The 25,618-nt window shown below is 67.6% G+C and carries 22 protein-coding genes; 9 read left to right on the top strand and 13 right to left on the bottom strand.

Going from position 1 to position 25,618, the window contains the following annotated elements:
* Positions 1 to 5 precede the first annotated feature (5 nt).
* From malF to JI745_RS04315, 5 genes are all read right to left on the bottom strand, one after another.
* Positions 6 to 1,547 (bottom strand): maltose ABC transporter permease MalF, encoded by a 1,542-nt coding sequence (gene malF, locus JI745_RS04335; protein WP_201804064.1) that lies wholly within the window; start codon positions 1,545 to 1,547, stop codon positions 6 to 8.
* A gap of 21 nt (positions 1,548 to 1,568) precedes the next feature.
* Complete coding sequence (gene malE / locus JI745_RS04330; protein ID WP_201804062.1) at positions 1,569 to 2,762, bottom strand: maltose/maltodextrin ABC transporter substrate-binding protein MalE; 1,194 nt, start codon at positions 2,760 to 2,762, stop codon at positions 1,569 to 1,571.
* A 32-nt stretch (positions 2,763 to 2,794) separates the two neighbouring features.
* Complete coding sequence (locus tag JI745_RS04325) at positions 2,795 to 3,880, bottom strand: ABC transporter ATP-binding protein (RefSeq protein ID WP_201804061.1); 1,086 nt, start codon at positions 3,878 to 3,880, stop codon at positions 2,795 to 2,797.
* A gap of 9 nt (positions 3,881 to 3,889) precedes the next feature.
* Positions 3,890 to 5,560 carry an alpha-glucosidase family protein gene (locus tag JI745_RS04320; RefSeq protein ID WP_201804059.1) on the bottom strand — a complete coding sequence of 557 codons (1,671 nt, stop codon included), beginning with the start codon at positions 5,558 to 5,560 and terminating at the stop codon, positions 3,890 to 3,892.
* Between the two features lie 181 nt (positions 5,561 to 5,741).
* Positions 5,742 to 6,809 (bottom strand): LacI family DNA-binding transcriptional regulator, encoded by a 1,068-nt coding sequence (locus JI745_RS04315; RefSeq protein WP_201804057.1) that lies wholly within the window; start codon positions 6,807 to 6,809, stop codon positions 5,742 to 5,744.
* Positions 6,810 to 6,969: 160 nt separating this feature from the next.
* Here JI745_RS04315 and JI745_RS04310 point away from each other — a divergent pair, with 160 nt between their 5' ends.
* Positions 6,970 to 7,953, top strand: coding sequence for an aldo/keto reductase (locus JI745_RS04310; RefSeq protein WP_201804056.1), 984 nt, complete (start codon positions 6,970 to 6,972; stop codon positions 7,951 to 7,953).
* Positions 7,954 to 7,966: 13 nt separating this feature from the next.
* On the opposite strand, the gene JI745_RS04305 is transcribed toward JI745_RS04310, so the two are convergent.
* Complete coding sequence (locus JI745_RS04305; RefSeq protein ID WP_201804054.1) at positions 7,967 to 9,184, bottom strand: MFS transporter; 1,218 nt, start codon at positions 9,182 to 9,184, stop codon at positions 7,967 to 7,969.
* Complete coding sequence (locus JI745_RS04300; protein WP_201804053.1) at positions 9,181 to 10,191, bottom strand: D-2-hydroxyacid dehydrogenase family protein; 1,011 nt, start codon at positions 10,189 to 10,191, stop codon at positions 9,181 to 9,183. Before JI745_RS04300 ends, JI745_RS04305 begins: the two co-directional genes overlap by 4 nt.
* A gap of 101 nt (positions 10,192 to 10,292) precedes the next feature.
* On the opposite strand from JI745_RS04300, the gene JI745_RS04295 reads away from it, so the two are divergent.
* From JI745_RS04295 to JI745_RS04275, 5 genes are all read left to right on the top strand, one after another.
* The gene (locus JI745_RS04295; protein WP_201804051.1) at positions 10,293 to 10,799 is read left to right on the top strand and encodes a DUF1993 family protein; all 507 of its coding nucleotides are present in this window, start codon (positions 10,293 to 10,295) and stop codon (positions 10,797 to 10,799) included.
* Entirely contained in the window at positions 10,799 to 11,437 is a 639-nt protein-coding gene (locus tag JI745_RS04290; protein WP_201804049.1) for a LysE family translocator, read from the top strand. The genes JI745_RS04295 and JI745_RS04290 overlap by 1 nt, the downstream gene beginning before the upstream one ends.
* A gap of 69 nt (positions 11,438 to 11,506) precedes the next feature.
* Positions 11,507 to 12,136, top strand: a complete 630-nt coding sequence (locus tag JI745_RS04285; RefSeq protein WP_201804048.1) for a response regulator transcription factor — start codon at positions 11,507 to 11,509, stop codon at positions 12,134 to 12,136.
* On the top strand, positions 12,129 to 13,880 hold the full coding sequence (locus JI745_RS04280) for a hybrid sensor histidine kinase/response regulator (protein ID WP_201804046.1): 1,752 nt from the start codon (positions 12,129 to 12,131) through the stop codon (positions 13,878 to 13,880). Before JI745_RS04285 ends, JI745_RS04280 begins: the two co-directional genes overlap by 8 nt.
* A 260-nt stretch (positions 13,881 to 14,140) precedes the next feature.
* Entirely contained in the window at positions 14,141 to 16,570 is a 2,430-nt protein-coding gene (locus tag JI745_RS04275; RefSeq protein WP_201804044.1) for a penicillin acylase family protein, read from the top strand.
* Between the two features lie 311 nt (positions 16,571 to 16,881).
* On the opposite strand, the gene JI745_RS04270 is transcribed toward JI745_RS04275, so the two are convergent.
* A complete protein-coding gene (locus JI745_RS04270; protein ID WP_201804042.1) occupies positions 16,882 to 17,184 on the bottom strand; it encodes a helix-hairpin-helix domain-containing protein in 303 nt (100 codons plus the stop codon).
* An 8-nt stretch (positions 17,185 to 17,192) separates the two neighbouring features.
* A complete protein-coding gene (gene lexA / locus JI745_RS04265; protein WP_201804040.1) occupies positions 17,193 to 17,867 on the bottom strand; it encodes a transcriptional repressor LexA in 675 nt (224 codons plus the stop codon).
* 56 nt (positions 17,868 to 17,923) lie between these two features.
* Between lexA and JI745_RS04260 the strand changes: the two genes are divergently transcribed.
* Positions 17,924 to 18,868 carry an asparaginase gene (locus tag JI745_RS04260; protein ID WP_201804038.1) on the top strand — a complete coding sequence of 315 codons (945 nt, stop codon included), beginning with the start codon at positions 17,924 to 17,926 and terminating at the stop codon, positions 18,866 to 18,868.
* Here JI745_RS04260 and JI745_RS04255 read toward each other — a convergent pair.
* Positions 18,865 to 19,290, bottom strand: a complete 426-nt coding sequence (locus JI745_RS04255; protein WP_201804036.1) for an organic hydroperoxide resistance protein — start codon at positions 19,288 to 19,290, stop codon at positions 18,865 to 18,867. The two genes, JI745_RS04260 and JI745_RS04255, sit on opposite strands and share 4 nt — an antisense overlap.
* A gap of 39 nt (positions 19,291 to 19,329) precedes the next feature.
* On the bottom strand, positions 19,330 to 19,818 hold the full coding sequence (locus JI745_RS04250; protein WP_201804034.1) for a MarR family winged helix-turn-helix transcriptional regulator: 489 nt from the start codon (positions 19,816 to 19,818) through the stop codon (positions 19,330 to 19,332).
* A 115-nt stretch (positions 19,819 to 19,933) separates the two neighbouring features.
* Between JI745_RS04250 and JI745_RS04245 the strand changes: the two genes are divergently transcribed.
* Positions 19,934 to 21,220 (top strand): serine hydrolase, encoded by a 1,287-nt coding sequence (locus JI745_RS04245; RefSeq protein WP_201804033.1) that lies wholly within the window; start codon positions 19,934 to 19,936, stop codon positions 21,218 to 21,220.
* Here JI745_RS04245 and JI745_RS04240 read toward each other — a convergent pair.
* Entirely contained in the window at positions 21,217 to 23,169 is a 1,953-nt protein-coding gene (locus tag JI745_RS04240; protein ID WP_201804032.1) for an ABC-F family ATP-binding cassette domain-containing protein, read from the bottom strand. The two genes, JI745_RS04245 and JI745_RS04240, sit on opposite strands and share 4 nt — an antisense overlap.
* A 40-nt stretch (positions 23,170 to 23,209) precedes the next feature.
* Here JI745_RS04240 and JI745_RS04235 point away from each other — a divergent pair, with 40 nt between their 5' ends.
* Positions 23,210 to 24,442 carry a cystathionine gamma-synthase family protein gene (locus tag JI745_RS04235; RefSeq protein ID WP_201804029.1) on the top strand — a complete coding sequence of 411 codons (1,233 nt, stop codon included), beginning with the start codon at positions 23,210 to 23,212 and terminating at the stop codon, positions 24,440 to 24,442.
* Here JI745_RS04235 and JI745_RS04230 read toward each other — a convergent pair whose 3' ends face one another.
* Positions 24,443 to 25,600, bottom strand: a complete 1,158-nt coding sequence (locus JI745_RS04230) for a hypothetical protein (RefSeq protein WP_201804026.1) — start codon at positions 25,598 to 25,600, stop codon at positions 24,443 to 24,445.
* Positions 25,601 to 25,618 lie beyond the last annotated feature (18 nt).

Here is a 25,618-nt window from a genome sequence, read left to right as displayed (position 1 = left end):
TCCTTTCAGCGGGCGGGATCGCGCGCGATCCGCGTGAACTTGATCTGCACCATCGAGATCGCCGCCACCATCAGGAAGATGACGGTGGAGACAGCCGCAGCGAGGCCGAACTGCTGGCCCGAGTCTTCGAAGGCGATGCGGTAGGTGTACGACACCAGGAGGTCGGTGGTGCCGGCGGGCACGGTGGTGTCGAGGAAGTCGGGCCGGCCACCGGTCAACAGCGAGATCAGTACGAAGTTGTTGAAGTTGAACGCGAAGGCGGCGATCAGCAGCGGCGTGAGCGGCTTGATCACGAGCGGCGCGGTGATGCGGAAGAAGTTGGTCAGCGGCCCGGCACCGGCCACCGCCGAGGCTTCGTACAGGTCGGCCGGGATGGCGCGGATGAGGCCCATGCACACCAGCATCATGTACGGGTAGCCCAGCCACACGTTGACGATGAGCAGCATCGCCTTCGCGAGCGTCGGGTCGGAGAACCAGGTGGGGCGGATGCCGAACAGCGCATCGAGGATCAGGTTGATCTCGCCGAAGTTGTTGTTGAAGAGGCCGCGGAAGACGAGGATGGAGATGAACCCCGGCACCGCATACGGCAGGAAGAGCAGCACGCGGTAGACGCCCTTGAAGCGCAGCGCATCCCAGTTCAGCAGCACGGCGAGCAGCATGCCCAGCGAGGCGGCGAAGAGCACGGTGAGCCCGGCGAACGCGACCGTCCACACGAAGATGCGCAGGAAGGGCTCGCGGAAGGCGGGCTCGGTGAAGATGCGGCGATAGTTGTCGAAGCCCACGCCGACCTGGAAGCCGGGGGTCACGCGCTCGCCATTGGCCTTCTCGTAGAAGCCCGTCTGGTGATTGGCCTTGAGCAGCTCGCCGGTGCGCTTGTTGACCAGTACGCCGGGTTCGCGTTGTTCGTAGACCTTCTCCAGACCCGAGAACTGGCGCAGGCCGGTCATCACCACCTGGCGGCCGCCGGGCAGCTCGAAGGTCAGGGCCTTGAGAGCCGCCTGGCGCTGGATGACGTCGCGCAGGGGCAGCGGCTCGCCCAGCGGCAGCTTCACCTGCGGTGCCGGCTCGACAGCCAGCTTGAGCGGTGCGTTGTTCTTGAGCGCGAGCGGGCCCGAGACCCAGGCCTTGGCTTCGTCGTCCGGGTCGCTCAGGCGCACGCGGAACTCCGGGCCGTCGGCGTGCAGCGTGAACGCGAGCGGGTCACCTTCGGCGGGCGCGGTCTCGTCGAGGTGGTACTGCGTCGCCCGCTGGAAGCTCAGCAGGTTGGCCGAGCTGTAGTTGGTGAAGCCGATGCCGATGGTGTAGAGCATCGGAAACACCACGAACACCATCGCCGCGGCGATGCCCGGGAAGAGATAGCGCCACGCGTAGAACCGTGGCGAGGTGTAGAGCCACGCTGCGAGCGCGGTGATGAAGAGGAGGGTGGCGGCCAGCAGCGTCTGGCCTGCGGCGTGGACCACCACCACGATGTAGAGCGCGGCCAGCAGGGCCGCGATCAGGATGAGCGGGCCGAACCAGCGCGGCGAATTTTTCTTGTGTGTCGGCATGGGGCCCGCGAGGACGAAGACTCAGGGTGCAGCGATGCGCTTGGCGGCGGCGTCCATCGCTTCCTTGGGCGACTGGCGGCCTTCGGTCATGTTCTGCAGCGCTGAGGCCATCGACGACCAGAAGCGGCCCATCTCCTTGTTGTTGGGCATCGGGGCGCCGTCCTGCGCGCTCGCCATCGTCGCCTGGATGTTGGGGTTGTTCTTGAGCTCGTTGAAGAAGGCCTTGTTGGCGGGCGTGCCGAGCGGCACGTCGTCGTTGATCTTCTTCAGGCCATCGACCGTGAGCATGTGGTTCTCGAGGAACTCGACCGCCAGGTCCTTGTTCGGCGTGGCCTTGGTGACCATCGCGCCGAGCACGCCGACGAAGGGCGCGGCCTTCTTGCCGGCGACGGTCGGGATCTTGGCGACGCCGAAGTTGACGTTGGCCTTCTTGAGGTTGTCCCACGACCAGGGGCCGTTGATCATCATCGCGACCTTGCCCTGCGCGAGGCCGGCTTCCATCTCGGCGTAGTTGGCGCCCTTGGTCATGACGCCGTCCTTGATCATCTTCGACAGCAGCTCGGCGCCCTTGAGCGCGCCGGCGTTGTTGACGCCGGTGTCCTTGGCGTCATAGGTGCCGTCGGCCTTCTGCTTGAAGGGGTAGCCACCGTTGGCGGCCAGCAGCGGCCAGGTGAAGTAGGTGTTGTTGTAGTCCCAGAGGATGGCCTTCTTGCCCGAGGCCGAGAGCTTCTTGTCGAGCGCGATCACCTCCTCGAAGCTCTTGGGCGGCGTGGGCACCAGGGCCTTGTTGTAGACAAGCGCCACCGCCTCGATCGACAGCGGGTAGCCCCAGGTCTTGCCGCCGACGGTGAAGGCCTTCCAGGCCAGCGGGTCGATGTCGGCCTGCACCTTCTTGCCCGGGGTCACCGGCTGCAGCAGGCCGCCTTCGATCCACTCGCCGATGCGGTCGTGCGGCCAGATCCAGATGTCGGGGCCCTTGCCGGCGGCGGCGGCTGCCTGGAACTTGCTCGGTGCGTCTTCGGGGTACTCCACCGTGACCGGGATGCCGGTCTTCTTGGTGAACTCCTCGCCGATCTTGATGATGCCCTTGTAGCCCTTGTCGCCGTTGATCCAGACGAGCAGCTTGCCGGGCTCGGCGGCCTGCGCGAGCGGCGCGAAGGCGGCGCCGAGGGTGAGGGCGGCCGCGGCCGCGAGAAGAGTGCGTTTGGTCTGCATGCTGGATGTCTCCTGGTTGTGGTGAGGTCTTGTCATGGCAGGGTGGCTCCCTGCTCGTCGAATACGAAGCAGCGCTCGCGCGGCAGGTGCAGCCATGCGGTGTCGCCGGTGTTGAGCGGGTTGTCGGGCGCGGTGCGCACGGTGATCGGCTCGGGCGCGCCGGGCACGCGCAGGTGCAGGTAGGTGGTGTCGCCCAGGTGCTCGGCGAGCTGCACGGTGGCTTTCACTGAGCCATTCGCCGGCGTGCTGTCGGCGGCGATGTGCTCGGGGCGGATGCCAAGCGTCACCGGCTTGCCGACGGCGGCGGCGCGCGCTGCGTCGCTGCTCGGCGACACGGGCACGACGCTGCCGTCCTTCAGCACCACGTGGCTCGCGTCGCCCAGTGTTGCGTCGAGAAAATTCATCCTCGGCGAACCGATGAAGCCGGCGACGAACTTGTTGACCGGGCGGTGGTAGAGGTCGAGCGGCGCGCCCACCTGCTCGATGCGACCGGCGTTGACGACCACGATGCGGTCGGCCAGCGTCATCGCCTCCACCTGGTCGTGCGTCACGTAGACCATGGTGGTGCGCAGCTCGCGGTGCAGGCGCGAGAGCTCCACGCGCATCTGCACCCGCAGCGCGGCATCGAGGTTGGACAAGGGCTCGTCGAACAGGAACACGCCGGGCTTGCGCACGATGGCGCGGCCGATGGCCACCCGCTGGCGCTGGCCGCCCGAGAGTGCCTTGGGCTTTCGGTCGAGCAGGTGCTCGATCTGCAGCGTCTGCGCGGCGCGCTGCACCGCGTCCTTCATCTCCTGCTTGCTGTAGCCGGCCAGGCGCAGCCCGAAGGCCATGTTCTCCGCCACGCTCATGTGCGGGTAGAGCGCATAGCTCTGGAACACCATTGCGATGCCGCGCTCGGCGGGTGGCACGTCGTTGACCAGGCGGTCGCCGATGTACAGCTCGCCGGCAGTGATCTCTTCCAGACCGGCGATGCAGCGCAGGAGCGTCGACTTGCCGCAGCCCGAGGGGCCGACGAAGACGAGGAACTCGCCGTCGTCCACCTCGAGGTCGATGCCGTGCAGCATCTCGACGTCGCCATAGGACTTGCGCAAACCGCTGAGCTTGAGGGTGGCCATGACGTGACCTTAGACGCTGCCGTGCTGCCCGTAGAAGAAACCATGCGCGGGCAGGGTGATGCGCTCATTGGCGACGCTGCCTTCGAGTTGCGCGTCGACCTGCGTCACGATCTGCCTCAGGCCGGTGGCCGGCACGTCGATCTCGACCGGCGTGCGGCCGAGGTTGAAGACGCACAGCAGCTCCGGGCCTTGGTCGGGCGTGCGGTAGAAGGCCAGCACCGGCTCGGCCGTGTCGACGAAGCGGATGCCGCCACGCAGCAGCCTCAGCTCCGTCTTGCGCCAAGCCAGCAGTCGGCGCATGAAGTGCAGGGGTGAAGTCGGGTCGGCTTCGCTCGCGTCGACGGCGCGGGCCGCATGCTCGGCCGGCACCGGCAGCCAGGGCTCGACCTCGCGGCCGCCGCTGAAGCCGGCGTGCACGAGGTCGCGCGACCACGGCATCGGCGTGCGGCAGCCATCGCGGCCCTTGAACTCGGGCCAGAAGGTGATGCCGTACGGGTCCTGGATCTTCTCGTAGGGGATCTCGGCTTCGGTCAACGCGAGCTCATCGCCCTGCCACCAGCACACGCTGCCGCGCAGCGACGAGAGCATAGCCAGCGCCACCTTGGTGTAGTCGGCCGTGGCACCCACGCCGCCCCAGCGGGTGAGGAAGCGCGGCACGTCGTGGTTGCCGATCGACCAGCTCGTCCAGCCGTCGGCGATCTGGGCTTCGAGCTCCTCGACCTGGCGGCGGATGTACGCCGCGCCGGTCTCGGCCGACAACAGGTTGAAGCTGTAGGCCATGTGCAGCTTGTCGCCGCCGCAGGTGTAGGCGGCCATGGTCTTGATCGAGTCGTCGTCACCGATCTCGCCCACGCTGGCCGCGCCGTATTCGTCGAGAAGGGTGCGGATCTTCTGCAGGAAGCCGATGTTCTCGGGCTGCGTCTTGTCGTAGAGGTGGCGCTGGAAGCTGTAGGGGTTGGAGGCGGGCACCGAGAGCGTGTCGGCCTTCTGGGCCGGCGGGTTGTCGCGCAGCTGCAGGTCGTGGAAATGGAAGATGCAGGCGTCGAAGCGGAAGCCGTCAACACCACGGTCTAGCCAGAAGCGCAAGTCGTCGAGCAGCTGCTTCTGGACCTCGGGGTTGTGGAAGTTGAGGTCCGGCTGGCTCGCGAGGAAGTTGTGCAGGTAGTACTGGCGGCGGCGCGTGTCCCACTGCCAGGCCGAGCCGCCGAAGATGCTGAGCCAGTTGTTGGGCGGCGTGCCGTCGGCCTTGGGGTCGGCCCAGACGTACCAGTCGGCACGGGCGTTGTCGCGGCTGGCGCGGCTCTGGATGAACCAGGGGTGCTGGTCGGAGCTGTGGGAGAGCACCTGGTCAACGACGACCTTGAGGCCGAGCTCGTGGGCGCGGGCGACGAAGTGGTCGAAGTCCTGCAGCGTGCCGAAAAGCGGGTCGACGTCGCGGTAGTCGCTGACGTCGTAGCCGAAGTCCTTCATCGGCGAGCGGAAGAAGGGCGAGACCCACACCGCGTCGACGCCGAGGCTCGCGATGTAGGGCAGGCGCTCGACCATGCCGGCGAAGTCGCCGACACCGTCGCCATTGCCATCGGCGAAGCTGCGCGGGTAGATCTGGTAGATGACGGCGCCGCGCCACCAATCGCGGTCGTGGGATGCCGCGGCCAGCACGGTCTGGGGCTCGCTCTTCATGGGCTGTGTCAGGACGATTTCTTGTGCTCTTGAACGATTCAGATGCAAGGCGAACCTAGGTAACGCGGTTACATCAACGAGGGCCGAACTTCAGGCTGGGCTCGACTTTAGTGAAGCTTCTGAATCGAGAAAGAGCGGGGTAACCCTAGGGTCCGGCTCATATGTACCCGAGGTACAGCTTTCAGGTGTCTCGAGGCACGAGCGTGAGCGGCAGCACCACCGAGGGCTCGTCGTCGAGCACCACGCGCACGGCGCTTTCGCCTTTTTCGACGCCGTCCTGCCGGATGGTGGTGAGGCCGGCGGCGGCAGCGGCGGGGATGTCGTCGAAGCCGACCACTGACACCAGCTCCACGCTTGGCCAAGTGCGCATCGCGCCCATGGCAGCGAGTGCGATGCGGTCGCTCGCCGCGACCAGCGCGATGCGCTTGTGCTTGCTGAGTCGGGCGCGCTCCTGCTCGACGGCGCGCAGCGCTGCGGTTTCGGGGTCACCGTCGTCGACGATGTGCCACACGATTCGCGAGGCATCGAAACCGGCGCGCCGTGCCGCTTGGGCGTAGCCGGCCACTCGCTCGCAAGCGTTGAACGGGCTGCGCGGTGCGCGTGCGGCCTGCGCCCGCTTCATCGGTTCTTCCGCAACGAAGAAGCACAGCACGAGCACGACATCGGGCTTCGCTTTCAGTGCATGCGCCATGGCGAGTTCGGCACCACGACGGTCTTCGAGGCAGACCGACGCCGCCCCCGGCACCATGGTGTCGACCACCACCAGCGGCAAGGGCGCCGCGCGAACCATCGGGGCGAACTCCGGGGGTACCTCGGCGTGGAAGATCAGTGCATCGGCCGTGGTCTGGAACGCAACGTCGAGCGTGGGCTCGATCTGGCGCGAGAACATGGGGATGAGCTGCAGCGTGAGGCCGCGCTGCTGCAGCTGCCTCGCCACGCCGCGCATGAAGTCGAGCGTGAGCGGGTCGTTGAAGGCGTAGGGCAGGTCGTGGTGGAAGACGAGCGCGACCTCGCGCAGCTCCTTGCGGCGCAGCGCGCGGGCCTTTGGGTCGGGGCCGAAGTAGCCGAGCTCGCGGGCGGTCGAGAGGATGGTCTCGCGCAACTCCTTCGAGAGCTGCTCCGGCCGGTTGAAGGCGTTGGAGACGGTGGTGCGGCTGATGTCCAGCTTGGCGGCCACGTCGGCGAGCGTCAGGCGCACCCGCCCGCTTCGGGCTCCGGTGTGCGCGGAGGAGGTCTCGTCGGTGGCCATCGTCGGTCGTGGAAAGTCGCGGGGACTATAGCGTCGAGCGGACGGGCTGATTCGCGATACATGCCGGTTACGGCATCGCGACCTTTGCAATCGAGATTGGACGCGAGCGCTGCGGCTCTCTATCCTGCGCGGCTCACTCAAAGCATGCAGGAGACATCAGATGCAATACCGCCCGCTCGGCCGCACCGGCTGGAACGTCTCGACCGTCAGCTTCGGCGCCTGGGCCATCGGCGGCACCTGGGGCGCCGTTGACGACGATGCTTCCATGAAGGCGCTGCACCGCGCGCTCGACCTCGGCATCAACTTCTTCGACACCGCCGACGTCTATGGCGACGGCCACAGCGAGCGGCTGATCGCGCGCCTGCGCCGTGAGCGTTCGGAGCCGTTCTACGTGGCGAGCAAGGCGGGTCGGCGTCTGTCGCCGCACACGGCTGACGGCTACAACAAGGCCAACCTCACTGCCTTCATCGAGCGCAGCCTGAAGAACCTCGAGGTCGAGGCGATCGACCTGCTGCAGCTGCATTGCCCGCCGGTGGAGGTGCTGTACCGGCCCGAGGTGTTCGACGCGCTCGATGGGCTGGTGAAGGCCGGCAAGCTGCGCCACTACGGCGTGAGCGTCGAGAAGGTCGAAGAGGCGCTCAAGGCGATCGAGTACCCCGGCGTTCAATCGATCCAGATCATCTACAACATCTTCCGCCAGCGGCCGGCCGATCTTTTCTTCGCTGTAGCACAGCGGCGTGGCGTCGGCATCCTCGCGCGGCTGCCGCTGTCGTCAGGGCTGCTCAGCGGCAAGCTCACGCGCGAGTCGACCTTCGCGCAGGACGACCACCGCAACTTCAACCGCGAGGGCGCCGCCTTCGACAAGGGCGAGACCTTCTCCGGCCTCGACTTCGAGCTCGGCCTGCAGGCGGTGGAAGCGCTCAAGCCGCTCGTGCCCGCCGGCCAGACGCTGGCGCAGTTTGCGCTGCGCTGGATCCAGATGCACCCGGCGGTGACCTGCAGCATCCCCGGTGGCCGCTCGCCGAAGCAGGTGGAAGACAACGCCGCGGCGGCCGACCTGCCGCCGATCTCGCCCGAAACGATGGCGGCCGTGCAGCAGGTCTACGAGCGCTTCGCCAAGCCCCACGTGCACCAGCGCTGGTGATCGGGCCTCGGCGTCAGACCTTGCCGCCGAGCTTGATGGTCTGGCGCTGCGCCCACACGCTCAGCGCGAGGGCGACGATCACCCAGGCGGCGGCGATCCAGTGCAGGCTCTTGTAGAGGTCGCGGCCTGATTCGCCGAGCGCGGCGTGCGCCGCGACCACGATGCCGCCGCCCGCGGCGCCCACCGCCTGGCCGAGGTAGATGGCCGACGAGTTGAGCGCCATCAGCGCGGTGGCCAGGTGCGGTGCCGCGAGCCCCAGCCGCGCCTGCTGCGCCGAGTTGGACGCGAAGCCGCCCAGGCCCCACGGCAGGATCACCAGCGCCATCGAGATCACGCCGGTGGCGAGCGGCCAGGCCAGCATGCTGATGGCCATGCCCACCATCGAGACCGCGACGATGCGTGCGGCGCCGATGCGGTCGATGTAGCGCGAGAGCAGCAGGTTGCCGAGCAGGCCGAAGGCGCCCGTCCAGAAGAAGAGGAAGCTGGTCTCGGCCGCGTTGGCCCCGATCACCTGGCGGTAGTAGGGCGCCATGTAGGCGAAGAGCGTGAACTGGCCCGCGCCACACAAGGCCGTGACCAGCACGATGGCCATCAGCACCGGGTGCGTGAAGACCTCGCGCCAGTCGGCCAGGCGCATGGTGGGCGGCTTGATGCCGTCGGGCATCACCACCCACACCCACCACGCGGCGCCGGCCGAGAGCAGGGTGACCAGGCCGAAAGCCCAGCGCCAGCCGTATTCCTCGCCGATGTAGCTGTGCATCGGCATGCCCACCACCGAGGCGACCGACCAGCCGAGGAAGATGAAGATGATCGAGCGGCCGCGCTCCTCGGGCGGCGCGACGAAGCCAATGGCCGCTGCGGCCTGCGGCGTGTAGACCGCCGCTGCCACCACGCAGAGCGCGCGCAGCGGCAGCAGCAAGGCGTAGTTGGGCGCGATGGCCGACAGGCCGTGGCCGATGGCGAACCACACGAGCGACAGCACCAGCAGGCGGCGCCGGTCCCAGTGGCCGAGCAGGGCGGCGAGCACAGGGGCGCCGAAGCACATCATCACCGCGGCGATCGAGATCAGCTGGCCGCCGAGCGCCACGCTCACCTCGAGCGAGCGGATCAGGTCGTTCAACGAGCCCGCCACCACCATCACGCCACAGCCGATGGCGAAGTTGCCGGCCATCAGCGCCCATCGGGCGCGGGTGACTTGCTGGTGCGGTGTGAGCTCTGCGGAGGCGGTCATCCCCGCAAGACCTTGAGGGCGGCTGGATTCACGATGCCCGTCGGGTTGCCGTTGACGAAATTGACGACGTGGTCGAAGGCCGCGCCGAAGTACATCTCGTAGCTGTCTTGTTCGACGTAGCCGATGTGCGGCGTGCAGATGGCGTTTTCCAGCCGCAGCAGCGGGTGGCCTTGCAGGATGGGCTCGCTCTCGAACACATCGACCGCCGCCATGCCGGGGTGGCCGCGGTTGAGGGCCGAGACGAGTGCGCCTTCCTCGATCAGCTCGGCGCGCGAGGTGTTGATGAGCAGGGCGGTCGGCTTCATGCGCCAGAGGTCATCGAGCTTGACCATGCCGCGTGTCGCGTCGGACAGGCGCACGTGAAGGCTCAGCACGTCGGCCTGCTCGAAGAAGGCTTCGCGCGACCCGGCCGCGGTGTGGCCCGCGGCCACTGCCTTCTCGCGCGAGGACTCGCTGCCCCACACGATCACGTTCATGCCAAAGGCGCGGCCGTAGCCCGCCACCAGCTCGCCGATGCGGCCGTAGCCCCAGATGCCGAGCGTCTTGCCCTTGAGCACCATGCCGATGCCAAAGTTGGACGGCATCGAGGCCGACTTCAGTCCCGACTGCTGCCAGGCGCCGTGCTTCAGGTTGCCGATGTACTGCGGCAGGCGGCGCATCGCCGCCATGATCAGCGCCCAGGTCAGCTCGGCCGGTGCCACCGGCGAGCCGGTGCCCTCGGCCACCGCGATGCCCAGCCGCGTGCAGGTCTCGACGTCGATGTGCGGCCCCACGCGCCCGGTCTGCACGATCAGCTTGAGCTTGGGCAGCTTCTCGAGGAGCTGGCGTGGGAAGTGGGTGCGCTCGCGGATCAGCACCAGGACTTCGGCGTCGCGCAGGCGCACCGAGAGCTGGCCGATGCCTTTGACCGTGTTGGTGAAGACCTTGGCGTTCAGCTGCTCGAGGCGCGTGGCGCACTTGAGCTTGCGCACCGCGTCTTGGTAGTCGTCGAGGATGATGATGTTCATCAGGGGGGCGTGAGGCCATCTCGGAAGGACCGGCCGATTGTGCCCGTCCGCAGTAGCATCCGGGCTCCCAAAAATACCGACACCACAACGGAGATTCCCCCATGCCCATCACCATGCACTCGGCGAGCGTGCCGATGTTCGTCCGCATGCTCACCAACCTGAGCAAGTTCATCGACAAGGCCGAGGCCCACGCGCAGGCGAAGAAGTTCGACCCGGCGGTGTACCTCGTGGCGCGCCTCGCGCCCGACATGCTGCCCTTCACCCGGCAGGTGCAGATCGCCTGCGACACGGCCAAGTTCTGCGTCGCCCGGCTGGGGGGCGTCGAGGCGCCCAAGCACGAGGACAACGAGGCCAGCCTGGGTGACCTGAAGGCGCGTATCTCGAAGACGCTCACCTTCATCCAGTCGGTGCCGGCGGAGCAGATCGTCGGCACCGAAGAGAAGGACATCAACGTGCCGCGCCGCGACGGCGTGATGGTGATGAAGGGTGAGGCCTACCTCAAGCATTTCGCCACGCCGAACTTCTACTTCCACGTGACGACGGCCTACGCGCTGCTGCGCCACTACGGCGTGGAGCTGGGCAAGGCCGACTTCCTCGGGGGCGCGTGATGCTCGAATCCCTGGGCGTGCACAACCTGCCGCTGTTCGTTGCGGCGGGGCTGCTGCTCAACATCACGCCCGGGGCCGACATGCTTTACGTCGCGAGCCACGCGGCCAGCGGAGGCCGGCGCGCGGGCCTGCTGGCGGCGCTGGGCATCGGGGCGGGCTGCCTCTTCCACGTGGCGCTGGCGACGGTCGGGCTGTCGGCCCTGCTCGCCAGCTCCGAGCTGGCGTTCAACCTCGTGAAATGGGTCGGTGCCGGCTACCTGGTGTGGATGGGCATCGGCATGCTGCGGGCTTCGCCCGGCGATGCACGCGAGGCGGTGGCGCCCGACGTGCGGCGCGTGTTCTGGCGCGGCGTGCTGACCAATGCGCTCAACCCGAAGGTGGCGCTGTTCTTCCTCGCGTTCCTGCCGCAGTTCATGACCCCGGATGCGCCGCACCAGGCGCTGGGCTTCGCGCTGCTGGGCTTGATCTTCACCGTCAACGGCACGCTGGTGACGCTGGCGTTCGGATGGCTGGCGGGCACGGCGTGCGAGCGCCTGGCCGGCCGGTTGCAAGGCAGCCAGGTCGGCCTCTGGCTGCAGCGAGCGGCGGGGGCGATGTTCATCGGGCTCGGCGTGAAGCTCGCGGCGGGCAGCCGCTGAATCGTTCAAACGAAGGATCTGCCTCCACGGCCAGGTCTGTACTCTTGGGCGTCCACAAGAGAACGGCCGATGAACGCTCTGCTGGTAGATGACCATGCCCTGTTCCGCGAAGGCTTTGCGCTCCTGCTGGCGACGCTCAAGCCCGACATTCAACTGGCCCATGCTTCCGGATGGCAGAACGCCGCGGACCTTGCCGCAACCCAGCGATTCGAGTTGGTCCTGCTCGACTGGTGGCTGGAGGACTGCGATGGCCAGACGATGCTCGAAAAGCTCAAGGCACAGGCTCCCGATGCCCGCATCGTCATCCTGTCGGGCGAGCGCAGCCCCGACATCGTCAATCGCGCCATCCAGCTGGGCGCCTGCGGTTTCATCCCGAAGGGGGCGAGCAAGCGGGAGTTGACCGACGCGCTCCAGCGTGTCTTGTCAGGCCAGATCTACTTGCCGAGCATGGAGCCCTTGCCCGCACGGCGAGTACCGGCGCCGACGGTGCACCAGAGCTTTCCCGAACTGACGAATCGGCAGGCGGACGTTCTGCGGTCGGCCTTGCGAGGGCACAGCAACAAGCTCATCGCGCGCGAGCTGGGCATTTCGGCCGCCACGGTCGCGACGCATTTGGCGGCCATCTACGGCATCGTCGGTGTAAAGAATCGAACGGAAGCCGTCTTCCTGGCCGCCACCCGGGGAGCGGTGATTGGATGAACGCAGCGCCCTCGACCACCACCGGGTGCACCTGATCGCCCGGCAGCGGTGGCGTGTCATCGTTCCCGTGCTGATCGCCGATCTGTTTCAGGCCTATCTGGCCTACTCGATCGGCTATGGCGCAGTTGCCGTCGTGTGGTACCTCGCCTGCATCGCGGTCCACGCCGCGAGGACGACGCATGTCACGAGCGCCCTGAAGATCGCTGGGCAAGAGCCAGGGCGTGCCTTGCGCCGGTTGACGATCAGCATCGGGGTGGTCGGCCTGCTCAAGGCGGCCATCTTGCCGGTGTTCTTCCTTCATGGCGTGACGCCTGAAACCTACCTTGCCTGCGTGATCGCGGCAGGCGTGGCGGCGGGAGGTGTCTCGTCGGTCGGCGGCACGGTCACGGGCTACGCGGCCTGGGCAGCGCCTCAGGCACTGGCGCTTTCCGTGGGCTGGGCGATACAGGGTGGCCTCGGGCCGCTCATTGGGGCCCTGTGGATCATGCTGTACGTCATCCTGCTGACGCTGGTACGGGACCACCGGACCGCCATGCTCGATCTGGTACGGGAAGTGGCCCAGCGGGAGCAGCTGGCGCAGAGCCTGGAAGCCGAGCGCGATCGTGCCAACGCTGCTGCCGCAGCGAAGACACGTTTCTTCGCCGCGGCGAGCCACGATCTGCGACAGCCGTTGCACGCGCTGGCCATCAATGCCACCACCCTCGAAATCGTTGCAGGGCAGCTGGGCGACCCGCGCGTCGTGGCGGTCAGCAATGGCATTGGGTCGGCTCTGGAGCAGAGCCGGTCGCTGCTCGATTCATTGCTCGACATCTCCAAGCTCGATGCTGGTGCCATCAGCGTGCGCGAGTTTCCGTGTGACCTGGCCGCGCTGCTGAGGCAGCTTGCGTCGCCATATCAGGTCGAAGCCCAACGCATCGGGCTGCGCTTCGACGTGGATGTCCAGCCGCCGCCCGAAGGTGGCTGGTGGGTGCTGGTCGACCCGGAACTGATGAGCCGGCTGGTGTCGAACCTGCTGTCCAACGCCATGAAGTTCACGAACGCTGGGTTTGTTGCCTTGCGCCTGGCATGGGAGCCGGTTGCGCAGCGGGTCTCGATCTCGGTGTCGGATTCGGGACCAGGTATTCCGCCCGAACAGCATCAGCAGGTGTTCGAAGAGTTCTTCCAGGCCGGGAATCCGGGTCGGGACCGGTCAAAGGGGCTGGGTCTTGGGCTGTCCATCGTGAGCCGCATTGCCGGGCTGATGGGTGCCAGCGTGGAGTTGCAGTCGGCCGTCAGCATCGGCTCGACCTTCACGGTGAGCTTTCCCTTCAAGTCGTCGCAGCCGGAAGCGGTCGAGGTGGCGAGTGCCGCGCCTGCGAAGCTGCACCGCGGCACGGTGCTCGTCGTCGACGACGAGAGCCAGATCCGCGATGCCCTGGCCACCATGCTCGCCACATCGGGGTGGAAGGTCCTGGCTGCCAGCGACGAGCCCGAGGCGATGCTGGCCGTCAGCGGTGCCGATGCGCGGCCCGATGCCGTGCTCATGGACTATCGGTTGGGCGACCAGAACGGCGTGGTGATCGCTGCGCGATTGTTCGAGCGCTTCGGCCAGATGCCGACCTTGATTCTGACCGGTGAGACGTCCACGAGCGTCTTGCTGCGCATCCGGGAGGCAGGCCTGTCCATCCTCCACAAGCCGGCTCTTGGGCGTGATGTGCTTGTGGCGCTTGACGAGATGCTCGCCTCGCAGCAGCCCGCGCGTTGAGCGGCTACAGCCGCGCCGTCGAGCCGTCGCTTTCCGGGAAGTGCTGTCCATGCTGCTTTCGGCGTGGGCGTGTCACGAGGCCCCGTCTTGAATCCATCGGCGCCTCCCCGGTGTGGGCGATCGTGGGCATGGTCGATGCCGACAAAATCGCGAATAGCGGGACTTGAGTGCGGCAGTGCGCCGTTCGTCGGTTCGAAGGATGGCCGCCGGCTCACGCATCCGGTTACGCTGCGCCCCGTTCGAAGGAGACAGGACACAACATGAAATGGATACGTCGCGGCGCCTGGGCGCTGCTGTGGCTGGCGCTGATCGTGGCCGTGGCCTTGTGGATCTACAGCCGCCGTGTGCTGCCCACGACGCAGGGCACGATCACGCTGGCGGGCGGCCCCGGCGGGTTGCGCGGCGAACTGCGCATCGAGCGTGATGCCGACGGCATCCCCACCATCAAGGCGGCCTCGCATGACGATGCGTTCTTCGGTCTCGGCTACGTGCACGCGCAAGACCGGCTGTGGCAGCTCGAGACGCACAAGCGCATCGCCAGTGGCCGGCTGGCCGAAGGCTTCGGCGAATCGGCCCTCGAGACCGACAAGTTTCTCCGCACGCTCGGCGTGCGCCGTGCGGCCGCGCAGCAGTGGGAGCAGGTGAGTGCCGAAGGCCGCGCCGCGCTCAGTGCCTACGCCGCCGGCATCAACGCCTATGTGCAGAACGAGCTGAGCGCCCGCCCGCCGGAGTTCATGCTGACGGGCCTGCAGCCCGAGCCGTGGGTGCCCGAAGACACCATCGGCTGGGCCACGATGATGGCCTGGGACCTGGGCGCCAACTGGTCGGGCGAGCTGCTGCGCCTGCGCCTGGCGCTGCAGCTGCCGGTCGATCGCATCCAGGAGCTGCTGCCGCCATACCCCGGCGAGAAGCCGCTTCCGACGGCCGACTATGCCGCGCTCTTCCGCAGCCTGAAGCTCAACGCCAACCTCGGCCAGGCGGCGCTGAGCGCGGCGCCGGTCTCGGGCATCGAAGGCGTCGGGTCCAACAACTGGGTGGTGGCCGGCTCGCATACCGAGACGGGCAAGCCGCTGCTCGCCAACGACCCGCACCTCAAGCTCACGGCGCCGGCCCTGTGGTACTTCGCCCGCCTCGAAGCACCGGGCTTCAAGGTGGCCGGCGCGACCATGCCCGGCCTGCCCATGGTGGTGCTGGGCCAGAACGAGCGCGTCGCCTGGGGCTTCACCAACACCGGGCCCGACGTGCAGGACCTGTACATCGAGCGCGTGAACCCGAACGAGCCCGCCGAGTACCAGACGCCCGAGGGCTGGGCCCGATTCGTCAGCGTCACCGAGACCATCAAGGTGCGTGGCAAGCCGGATGTGACGATCACGGCGCGAAGCACGCGCCACGGCCCGGTCATCTCCGACATCGGCGGTGCGACCGAAGGCATCGTCTCGTCCACGCGCCCGGCCTACGTGCTGGCGATGCGCTGGACGGCGCTCGACAAGGACAGCGGCACGCTCGACGCCGCACTTGCCTTCAACACGGCGCGCACGGTGCCCGAGTTCATCGCCGCAGCGGGCAAGCACCTGGCGCCGATGCAGAACATGGTGGTGGCCGATGTCGACGGCCGCATCGGCTTCGTGGCCGCTGGCCGCGTGCCGGTGCGCAAGCCCGAGAACGACCTCAAGGGCCTGGTGCCCGCGCCGGGCTGGGATGCACGCTACGACTGGGCAGGTGTGCTCGAGCCGACCTGGACGCCGCGCGAGACCGACCCGCCGCGCGGCTGGATCGCCACCGCCAACCAGCGCATCCACGACGCTTCCTACCCGCACTTCCTCACCAGCGAGTGGGCGGCGCCGTACCGGCAGCAGCGCATCGAGCAGTTGCTGGCCGCCAAGCCGAAGCACAGCCTGGAGAGCCTGCGGCAGATCCAGGCCGACGTGGTCTCGCTCGGCACGCAGCGGCTGATGCCGTTCCTGCGCAAGGCCCAATCTCAGCACGCGCTGGCCAGTGCTGCGCAGAAGGAGCTGGCGGGGTTCGACGGCACGATGGCGGCCGACAAGGCCGCGCCGCTCATCGCCTGGGCCTGGGCGCGGCAGCTCACGAACGGCATCTTCCGCGACGAGGTGGGCGCCGCGCAGTTCGACCGACTGATCGCCACCCGCAGTTTCCGCGAAGGGCTGGAGGGCGCGCTGGAGCGCAACGATGCCTGGTGGTGCGACGACAAGAGCACGCCCGCGCAAGAGAGCTGCCAGGACCAGGTCGATTCGGCGTTCACCCGCGCGCTCGACGAGCTGCAGGCGCTGCAAGGTGCCGATGTGACGAAGTGGCAGTGGGGCAAGGCGCACCAGGCGCGGTCAGAACACCGGCCGTTCAGCCGGGTGAAGCTCCTGGCCAAGTACTTCGAGCTGCGTACGCCAGTGGGCGGCGACACCTACACGGTGAACGTGTCGCGGGTGTCGCAGAAGCCCGACGCGACGACCGGTGAGCTCTATCTCGACGAGCACGGGCCGTCGTTCCGGGCGCTGTATGACCTGGGTGACCCGAGCAAGTCACGCTTCATGCATTCGACGGGGCAGTCGGGGATCGTGTTTTCGCCGCTGTACCGCAGCTTTGTTGACCGCTGGCGCGATGTGCAGGGCGTGCCGGTCTGGGCGTCTGAGCCGGCGAAGCATGTGTTGGTGTTGAAGCCTCGGGCTTCCTGAGCTCCTGTGTGTCTGAGCGGCGGGAAGGGCGTGGGGTGAGGGGCTCCGTTCATGTCCCTCCTTCATGAACGCTCCCGCGTTCATGAATTCCTTCCTTTACTTCACTGCGCCCCTCACCCCACGCCCTTCCCGCGAAACGAAGGAGGCATGCAAAGAAGCTTCACGGCCGTGCCCGGAGCGCAGTGGTGGGGTGCCGCATGGAGTGAAGTATTAGGAGGAATTCCTGAACCCGGGAGGGTTCAGGAAGGGGGACATGAACGCAATGCGGTACCCCGCCGCTGCGCTCCCCGCTCCGACTTCAGCACCGCAAGCTAGACCTGCCCGAACAATGCCTTCCGCTGCGCCGTGTAGTTCCACCAAGGCGCCGGCTCCGCCCCACCCATGAAGTCGGTGGCCGCCATGAAGGTGTCGAGCACGCAGGGGTCGTGTCGATGCCCCGTCACCGCGCAAAGCTTCTGGTAGAGCACGAAAGCGTCTTTGCCGCGCAGCTCCCGCGGGTGGGCGATGCCGATCAGCCGCAGGTCTTCGGCAAGCGAAGGCCCAATGTTGGGCAGCTGCTCCAGCCGCTCGCACTCCTGGGCGGTCTTGGCTTTCGGTGATTTGATGGAGGCCATCAATCGCCTCACATCATCATGTTGTTGCGAATCAAGCCGACGGCGATGCCTTCGAGTTCGAAGTCGACGTCACCGAAGGGGATGACGATGGGCTTGAAGTCGGGGTTTTCGGGCAGCAGCTCGATGCTGGTGCGTGTGCGGCGGAAGCGCTTGACGGTCACGTCTTCGCCGAGGCGGGCGACGACGATCTGGCCGTTCTTGGCGTCTTTGGCCTTCTGCACGGCGAGCAGGTCGCCGTCCATGATGCCGGCGTCTCGCATGCTCATGCCGCGCACCTTGAGCAGGTAGTCGGGGCGGCGCGGGAACATGCTCGCTTCCATCAGGTAGGTCTGGTCGATGTGCTCCTGCGCGAGGATGGGGCTGCCGGCGGCCACGCGGCCCACCAGCGGCAGCGTGAGCTGCGACAGGCTGGGCAGGGGTAGGCTGAACTGCTTGCCGCGGATCTCGTTCAGGGCGCGCAACGTGTCAGACTTCAGCCGGATGCCGCGCGACGTGCCGCCCACGAGCTCGATGACGCCCTTGCGGGCCAGGGCCTGCAGGTGCTCTTCGGCGGCGTTGGCGGAACGGAAGCCCAGCTCGCTCGCGATCTCGGCGCGGGTGGGCGGGGCGCCGGTGCGCTCGATGGCGCTTTGCACGAGATCGAGGATCTGCTGTTGGCGTTCAGTGAGCTTGGGCGCTTCCATCGGCGGCATCCTGAGTTTTCATCCAGTGCCTGTATTTTCATCCAGCTCAGCGAGAAATGCAAAACACTTCCAGAACAATCGTGGTGCTGGGCACCGGCGGCACCATCGCCGGCACGGCGGCCGATGCGGCTGACAACGTCGGCTACACCGCGGCGCAGCTGGGCGTCGAGGCGCTGGTCAAGGCGGTGCCCGCGTTGGCTGGCCTGCCGCTCGAATGTGAGCAGGTGGCGCAGGCCGACAGCAAGGACATGGGGTTTGCCATCTGGCGCGCGCTCGCGCAGCGCACGGCCCATCACCTTGGGCGTGACGACGTGGCCGGCGTCGTCGTGACCCACGGCACCGACACACTCGAAGAGACCGCCTATTTCCTGCAGCGCGTGCTGGCGCCGACGAAGCCGGTGGTGATGACCGCGGCGATGCGGCCCGCGACCTCGCTGCAGGCCGACGGCCCGCAGAACCTGCTCGATGCGGTGACCGTGGCCGGCGTGCCAGGTGCGCGAGGCGTGGTGGTGATGCTGTCCGGCACGGTGCACGCCGCGACCGATGTGCGCAAGGCCCACACCTACCGCGTGGACGCGTTCAGCTCAGGCGATGCCGGGCCGCTGGGCGTGGTGGAAGAGGGCGCCGTGACGGCGTGGCGCGCCTGGCCGCAAGGCGAGGCGCTTGGGCTGCAGTGGCTGCCGATGGAAGCGGATGCCTGGCCGCAGGTCGAGATCGTCACCAGCCATGCCGGGGCGAGCGGGGCGCTGGTGCGTGCCGCCTGCGAAATCGGTGTGCAGGGCCTGGTGGTCGCGGCCACCGGCAATGGCACGGTGCACGCGGCGCTGGAGGAGGCATTGCTCGAAGCCCAGGACCAGGGCGTGACCGTCTGGCGCAGCAGCCGCTGCGGCAACGGCCGGGTGCTGAAACGGGCCGACGACGTGCTGCCGTCGGCCGGTGAACTCACACCCGCGCAGGCACGGGTGGAGTTGATCCTTCAGTTGCTGTCGCCAGCGGGTTAGACCACGGTCAGGGTCACGTCGATGTTGCCGCGGGTCGCGTTCGAATAGGGGCACACCTTGTGGGCTGCCGCGACCAGCGCTTCAGCCTGGGCCTTCTCGAAACCCGGCACGGTGATCGCCATCGCGACCTGGATGCCGAAGCCGCCGGGGATGGGGCCGATGCCCACGTCGGCCTTGATCGACACGTCGTCCGGCAGCTTGATCTTCTGCGCGGCCGAGACGGCCTTCATCGCGCCGATGAAGCAGGCCGAGTAGCCGGCAGCGAAGAGCTGCTCGGGGTTGGTGCCCGGGCCGCCGGCGCCGCCCAGCTCCTTGGGGGTGCTCAGGTTGACCTTGAGGGCGCCGTCAGACGACTCGGCGGTGCCGGTGCGGCCCCCGGTGGAGGTGGCGTGGGCGGTGTAGAGGACTTTTTCGAGGGCCATGTGAAGCTCCGTTCAGGGGTGGGTGGAAGAAGGGGGTGATCAATGTGCCCCTGCGGCATCACCCGCAGTGGCGTCGAGGAGATTGGCGCGCAGTTGTTGCAGGCGTTGCGTGAGGCCTTCGATCTCCTGCACGTCGCACTGCATGGCCTGACCGAGCTGCACGGGCACGCGCTTGGCCTTTTGCCGGAGGGCGCGGCCTTCCGGTGTGAGGTGGACCACGACGCGGCGCTCGTCATCGGCAGCCCGCTTGCGCGTGAGCCAGCCCGACGCTTCCATACGCTTGAGCAGGGGCGTGAGCGTGCCCGAGTCGAGGAAGAGGCGCTCGCCCAGTTCGCCGACGGTGAGCCCGTCGCGTTCCCACAGCACGAGGAAGGCCAGGTACTGCGGGTAGGTCAGGCCCAGCGGTGCCAGGAGCGGCTTGTACAGCTTGGTCATCGCAAGCGACGTGGAATACAGCGCAAAGCACAGCTGCTGGTCGAGCTGTAGCCAATCGGCCTTGGCATCGTGGCGGCGTGGAGCGGTGTTCATGGAACGAGACTCTAATCGAAAGCTCGCAATTAGATTGCGCGCAATATAAATACCCTCCGAAGCGCAGGGTTGAACCCGGTTGGTGCGGCGCCGGCGGTTTGGGTATGGTGAGCCCATGACGCAGACCTACACCGAAGCGGCCCTGGCGGCCGCCCGCGCCGCAGCCGCCTTCAATGCCGAACAGCTCGATGCTGATGCCAGCGATCCGCAACGGCTGGGCTGGATGACCGGCGCACCACCGGCGCCGGAACGCCGCATGGCCTTTGCCGACAACAGCCGCAATCGCTTCCCGCAGATCCGCTGGTCGTTCAGCCATCAGCGCCACTTCCTGCCGACGAGCCCCGTGTGGCGCGGCGAGGGCCCGGTGTCGGCGCTGCCGCGTGCGCTGGAGGACTTCGGTGCCTTGCGCTTCACCCCCATCGCAGCCGACAAGCCGATGAGCTGGGCGGACGGCCTGAAGGCCACCTGGACCGACGGCGTGGTGGTGCTGCACAAAGGCCGCATCGTCGACGAGCGCTACTTCGGCGCGCTGCAGCCGCATCTGCCGCACCTGGCGATGTCGGTCACTAAGTCCTTCGTCGCGACGGTGGCGGCATCGCTCGTGGCCGAGGGCAGCCTCGACGAAACCCGCCGTGTCGACCACTTCGTTCCCGAGCTTGCGGGCTCCGGATTCGGCGATGCCACCGTGCGCCAGGTGCTGGACATGCGCACCGGTATCGCCTACACCGAGGACTACCTCGACCCGGAGTCAGGCGCCATCCGCCTGGGCCGGGCCATCGGCCTGTCGCCTCGCAGGCCCGACGACGCGGCCTCGCTCACCGACTACCTGCGGTCCATCGCCAAGCAGGGCGAACACGGCCAGGCCTTCACCTACAAGACCGCCAACACCGACGTGCTGGCCTGGGTGCTGATGCGCGTGACGGGCGTGACGCTCTCGGAGCTGCTGCACACTCGCCTGTGGGCGCCGCTCGGCATGGAGCAGGACGCCTACTTCGCCATCGATGCCTGGGGCACCGAGTTCGCCGGCGGCGGCCTCAACCTCGCGCTGCGCGACATGGCGCGGTTCGGCGAGGCGATGCGCTGCGATGGCGTGTTCAACGGCCGCCAGGTGGTGCCGGCGAGCGTGGTGGCCGACATCCGCCGCGGTGGCGAGCGCGGCGATTGCGAGCGCGCCGGCTTCCCCATCCTCACCGGCTGGAGCTATCGCAGCATGTGGTGGGTGTCGCACAACGCGCACGGCGCCTTCATGGCGCGCGGCATCCACGGGCAGGCGATCTACGTGGACCCGGTGGCCGAGGTCGTCATCGCCCGTTTCGCCTCGCACCCGGGCGCGGGCAACATGTTCAACGACCCGGTGTCGCTGCCGGCGTACCACGCCGTCGCGCAGGCCCTGCGCGCCTAGCCGGCGCTGAGCTCGTCGATCTGCGTCGTGAGCTCGAGCCAGCGGCCCTCGGCCTGCTCGGTCTCGTCGCCGATCTGCTTCAAGCGCTTGCCTTGCTCGATGCGCTGCGCAGGCGTGAGGTCGGGGCGGGCCGAGGCGGCTTCGATGTTGTCCTTCTCCTGGGTGAGCGCGGCGATGCGCTTCTCCAGGGTTTCGAGCTCCTTGCGCAGCGGCTTGGTCTGCTCGGCGAGTTTCTGCCGGGCCTGGCCGGAGGCCTTGCGGTCTTCGCGCTTCGCGGGCTCGGGTGGCGGGGCGGCGACCACGGCGGCCTGTGTTTCTTTCTTCACCTTGCCGCTGGCCGCATCCTTCGCGGCGCGTGCCATCTCGCGCGAGGTCTCGAGCAGCCACTTCTGGTAGTCGTCGAGGTCGCCGTCGAAGGGCTTGACGGTGCCTTCGGTGACGAGCCAGAACTCGTCGCACACCTCGCGCAGCAGCGCACGGTCGTGGCTCACCAGCATCACCGTGCCCTCGAACTCGTTGAGCGCCATCGAGAGCGCCTCGCGGGTGGTGAGGTCGAGGTGGTTGGTCGGCTCGTCGAGCAGCAAGAGGTTGGGGCGCTGCCACACGAGCATCGCGAGCACGAGCCGCGCCTTTTCGCCGCCCGAGAGCGTGCCCACGGCCTGCGACACCATGTCGCCCACGAAGCGGAAGGAGCCGAGGAAGTCGCGCAGCTCCTGCTCGCGCGCCTGCGGGCCCACGTCGCGCGCGAGGCGGATCATGTGCATCAGCGGGCCATCGTCGAGCGAGAGCACGTCGAGTTCCTGCTGGGCGAAGTAGCCGATCGTGAGGCCCTTGCCTTCGGTCACCTCGCCGGAGATCAGCGGGATCTCGTGGGCGATGGTCTTCACGAGCGTCGACTTGCCCTGGCCGTTGGCGCCGAGGATGCCGATGCGCTGGCCGGCGAGCACCGAGCGGTTGATGTCGCGCACGATGGGCACGCCGTTGTAGCCGCAGTTCATCATCGAGAACGCGAGCATCGGGTTGGGCAGCGAGACCGGCTCGCGGAACTCGAACTGGAAGTCGCTGCTGGTCAGCACCGGCCCGAGCTTCTCCATCCGCGCCAGCGCCTTCACCCGGCTCTGCGCCTGCTTGGCCTTGCTGGCCTTGGCCTTGAAGCGGTCGATGAACTTCTGCAGGTGCGCCATGCGCTCCTGCTGCTTGGCGTAGTTGGCCTGCGCCTGCAAGAGGCGCTCGGCGCGCATCTCCTCGAAGGCGGTGTAGTTGCCGGTGTAGCGGGTGAGGCGCGTCTCGTCGAGGTGCAGCGTGACCTTGGTGATGGCGTCGAGGAACTCGCGGTCGTGGCTGATGACGATCATCGTGCCTTCGAACTTCTGCAGCCAGGCTTCGAGCCAGACGAGGGCATCGAGGTCCAGGTGGTTGGTCGGCTCGTCGAGCAGCATCAGGTCGGCGGGGCACATCAGCGCGCGCGCGAGCTGGAGTCTCATCCTCCAGCCGCCCGAGAAGCTGTTGACCGGGTCGTCGAGCTGGTCGAGGCGGAAGCCCAGGCCCATGAGCAGCGCCTGTGCGCGAGGGCGGGCCTCGAAACCGCCGGCTTCGGCGATCTCCTGGTGGGCGTCGGCCATGGCGTGGCCGTCGTCGGCGGCTTCGGCGGCGGCCAGCGCCGCGTTGGCTTCCATCAGGCGCGTGTCGCCCTCGAGCACGAAGTCGGTGGCGCCTTGCTCGGTCTCGGGCATGTTCTGCGCGACCTCGCCCACGCGCCAGCGTGGTGGGATGGAGACGTCGCCCGAGTCCGACTGAAGCCGATGCGTCAGCAGGGAGAAGAGGGACGACTTGCCGGCCCCGTTGCGCCCCACCAGGCCGATCTTTTCACCGGGCTGCAGGGTGACGCTCGCGTCCTGCAGCACGATCTTCGTGCCGCGGCGCAGGGTGACGTTCTTGATGACTATCATGCTGAGACTGCTTCAATCCAAATTCTTCTTGAGACCTGACATGAGCCGCGGCCTCACCACCCAACTTCTCCATGCCGACCGCCTGGGCGGCGTGGAGCATGGCGCCACCCACAAACCTCTGCACACCTCGGCCGCCTTCGGCTACGAGACGGCTGCCGAGCTGGCCTCTGTCTTCCAGGGCGAACGCAGCGGCCATGTGTACGCCCGCCAAGGCAACCCCACCACCCAAGCGCTGGAGGCCAAGGTCACCCTGCTGGAAGGCGGCGTGGGCACCGTGAGCTTCGCCACCGGCATGGGCGCCATCGGCTCGATGTTCATGGCCTTGCTCAAGCAGGGCGATCACATCGTGGCCAGCCAGTTCCTCTTCGGCAACACGGCCAGCCTGTTCACCACCCTCGAGAACCTGGGCTGCTCGGTGACGCTGGTCGATGCGACCGACGCTGCCCAAGTGGCCCGGGCCATCACGCCCAAGACGCGTATTGTCTTCGTAGAAACGATCGCCAACCCGCGCACCCAGGTCGCCGACCTCGAAGGCATCGGCCAGCTCTGTGCGGAACGCGGCATTTTGTACGTGGTCGACAACACCATGACCACGCCGTACCTGTTCCGCCCGTCGGCGGTGAAGGCCGGCCTGGTGATGAACTCACTGTCGAAGTCGATCAGCGGCCACGGCAATGTGCTCGGGGGTGCGATCACCGACACCGGGCTCTTCGACTGGGCGAGCTTTCCCAATATCCAGGCGCCCTACAAGAAAGGCGCGCCCAAGACCTGGGGCCTGCTGCAGATCCGCAAGAAGGGTCTGCGCGACTTCGGCGCCACGTTGGGCGCCGAGGCGGCGCACCGCATCTCGAACGGTGCCGAGACACTCACGCTGCGCATGGACCGCGCCTGCGACAACGCCTTGAAGCTCACCACCTGGCTGGAGCAGCACCCGAAAGTCGCCGCCGTGCACTACCCTGGCCTCGAGAGCCACGCCCAGCATGAGAACGCCAGGCGCTGGTTCAAGGCCTATGGCGCGCTGATGAGCTTCGAGCTGAAGCCCGGCCACGACACCTTCGCGATGCTCGATGCGCTGGAACTCGTCATCAAGTCCAGCCACCTGGGCGACAACCGCACGCTGGCCATTCCCGTGGCGCAGACCATCTTCTGGGAGATGGGCCTGGAGAAGCGCCAGAAGATGGGCATCAGCGAATCGCTGGTGCGCATCTCGGTCGGCATCGAGGACTACGCCGACCTGCAGGCCGACTTCGAGCAGGCGCTGGCGAAGGTCTGATCAGCGCGGGCTGATCGCGAAGAGCTTCATCGTGCCGTTGGCCGACAGGTCGAGCCCGGCGGCATAGATCGTCGGCGTGCTGGAGCCGGCGCAGAACATGCCGCTCTGCACCGCGCTCGAGATCTCGGTGACCGCGAGCTGCGTGGCAGGCGAGACGCTGCCCGGCCCCTGCAGCCACGGGCGCGGCGTGTTGATCGACGGCAGCCCGTCGTACGCCATGCCGTCGCTGCCGTAGAGCGTGCCACCGGAAATGCAGAACTGCGGTTGCAGCGCTGTCGTCGCGAAGCTGTGGTTGAGCGTCGCGAACGACGACACCGTGTTGCTGCCGAGCGGCAGCGTCATCACCAGGTCGCGATAGCCGATCCACAGGCGGTTGTGCTTGTAGATGAGCGTGTGGATGCTGCCGTAGCCAAGGGTCGAGAAATCCCAGCGGCGCGCATCGCCGGTGGCGCCGATGCGGAAGAGGTTGCTGCCGCTGGCGGCGTAGAGGTTGCCGGTGCCGTCTGCCACCGCCGGCCAGGTGCCCAGGCCGGAGGAGCTGAGGGTGGCGATGCGCTCGTAGCGTGCGCTGAAGCTGGTGCTGGCCGTGCCGCTGCGAGATTCCCGGTAGACGTAGTTGCCGCTCAGGCCCCATGACAAGGCGCTGGTGCTGCTGTCGCCATCGGGCACGATCAGCTCGATGTTGCGGTCGTCAAGGTAGTTGAGCGAGATGCCGCCGTTGTTCATGTTGGCGGTGCCATAGCGGCGGGTGCCGGTGCCCTGCGCGATGCCCGACCAGTGGATGCCGAACTCGTCGATGCCTTCCGTCGTGCTGAGCGAGGCCGAAAAGCTGGCGGCCACCACGGGCAGCTGCCACTGCATCCAGCGGCCGGTGGTCGAGCCGCGCGCCGTGCGCTTGACGATGATGTCGTTGCCGCCGGTGTCGTACATGCGCAGGTAGACGCCGTCGTTGGTGGCCTGCATGCTGGCGATGTCGGGGCTGCCAGCGGGGAAGGAGAACTTGTTGACCGAGGCGACGGTGGCCGCACCGCCGCCGCCTCCTCCGCCACCACCACCGCCGCTGGAGGCGGCATCGTCGCCGCCAGCGCCGCCGCAGGCGGCAAGAGACAGGGCCAGCAGGATGGCGCTGGGGCGCGTGAAGCGGGCGGGCAGGGGCATCGTGACGGCGCGAAGTGA

This window comes from Piscinibacter sp. HJYY11 (assembly GCF_016735515.1).
Lineage (GTDB): Bacteria > Pseudomonadota > Gammaproteobacteria > Burkholderiales > Burkholderiaceae_C > Rhizobacter.
This window is presented reverse-complemented; position numbering and strand designations above follow the sequence as displayed.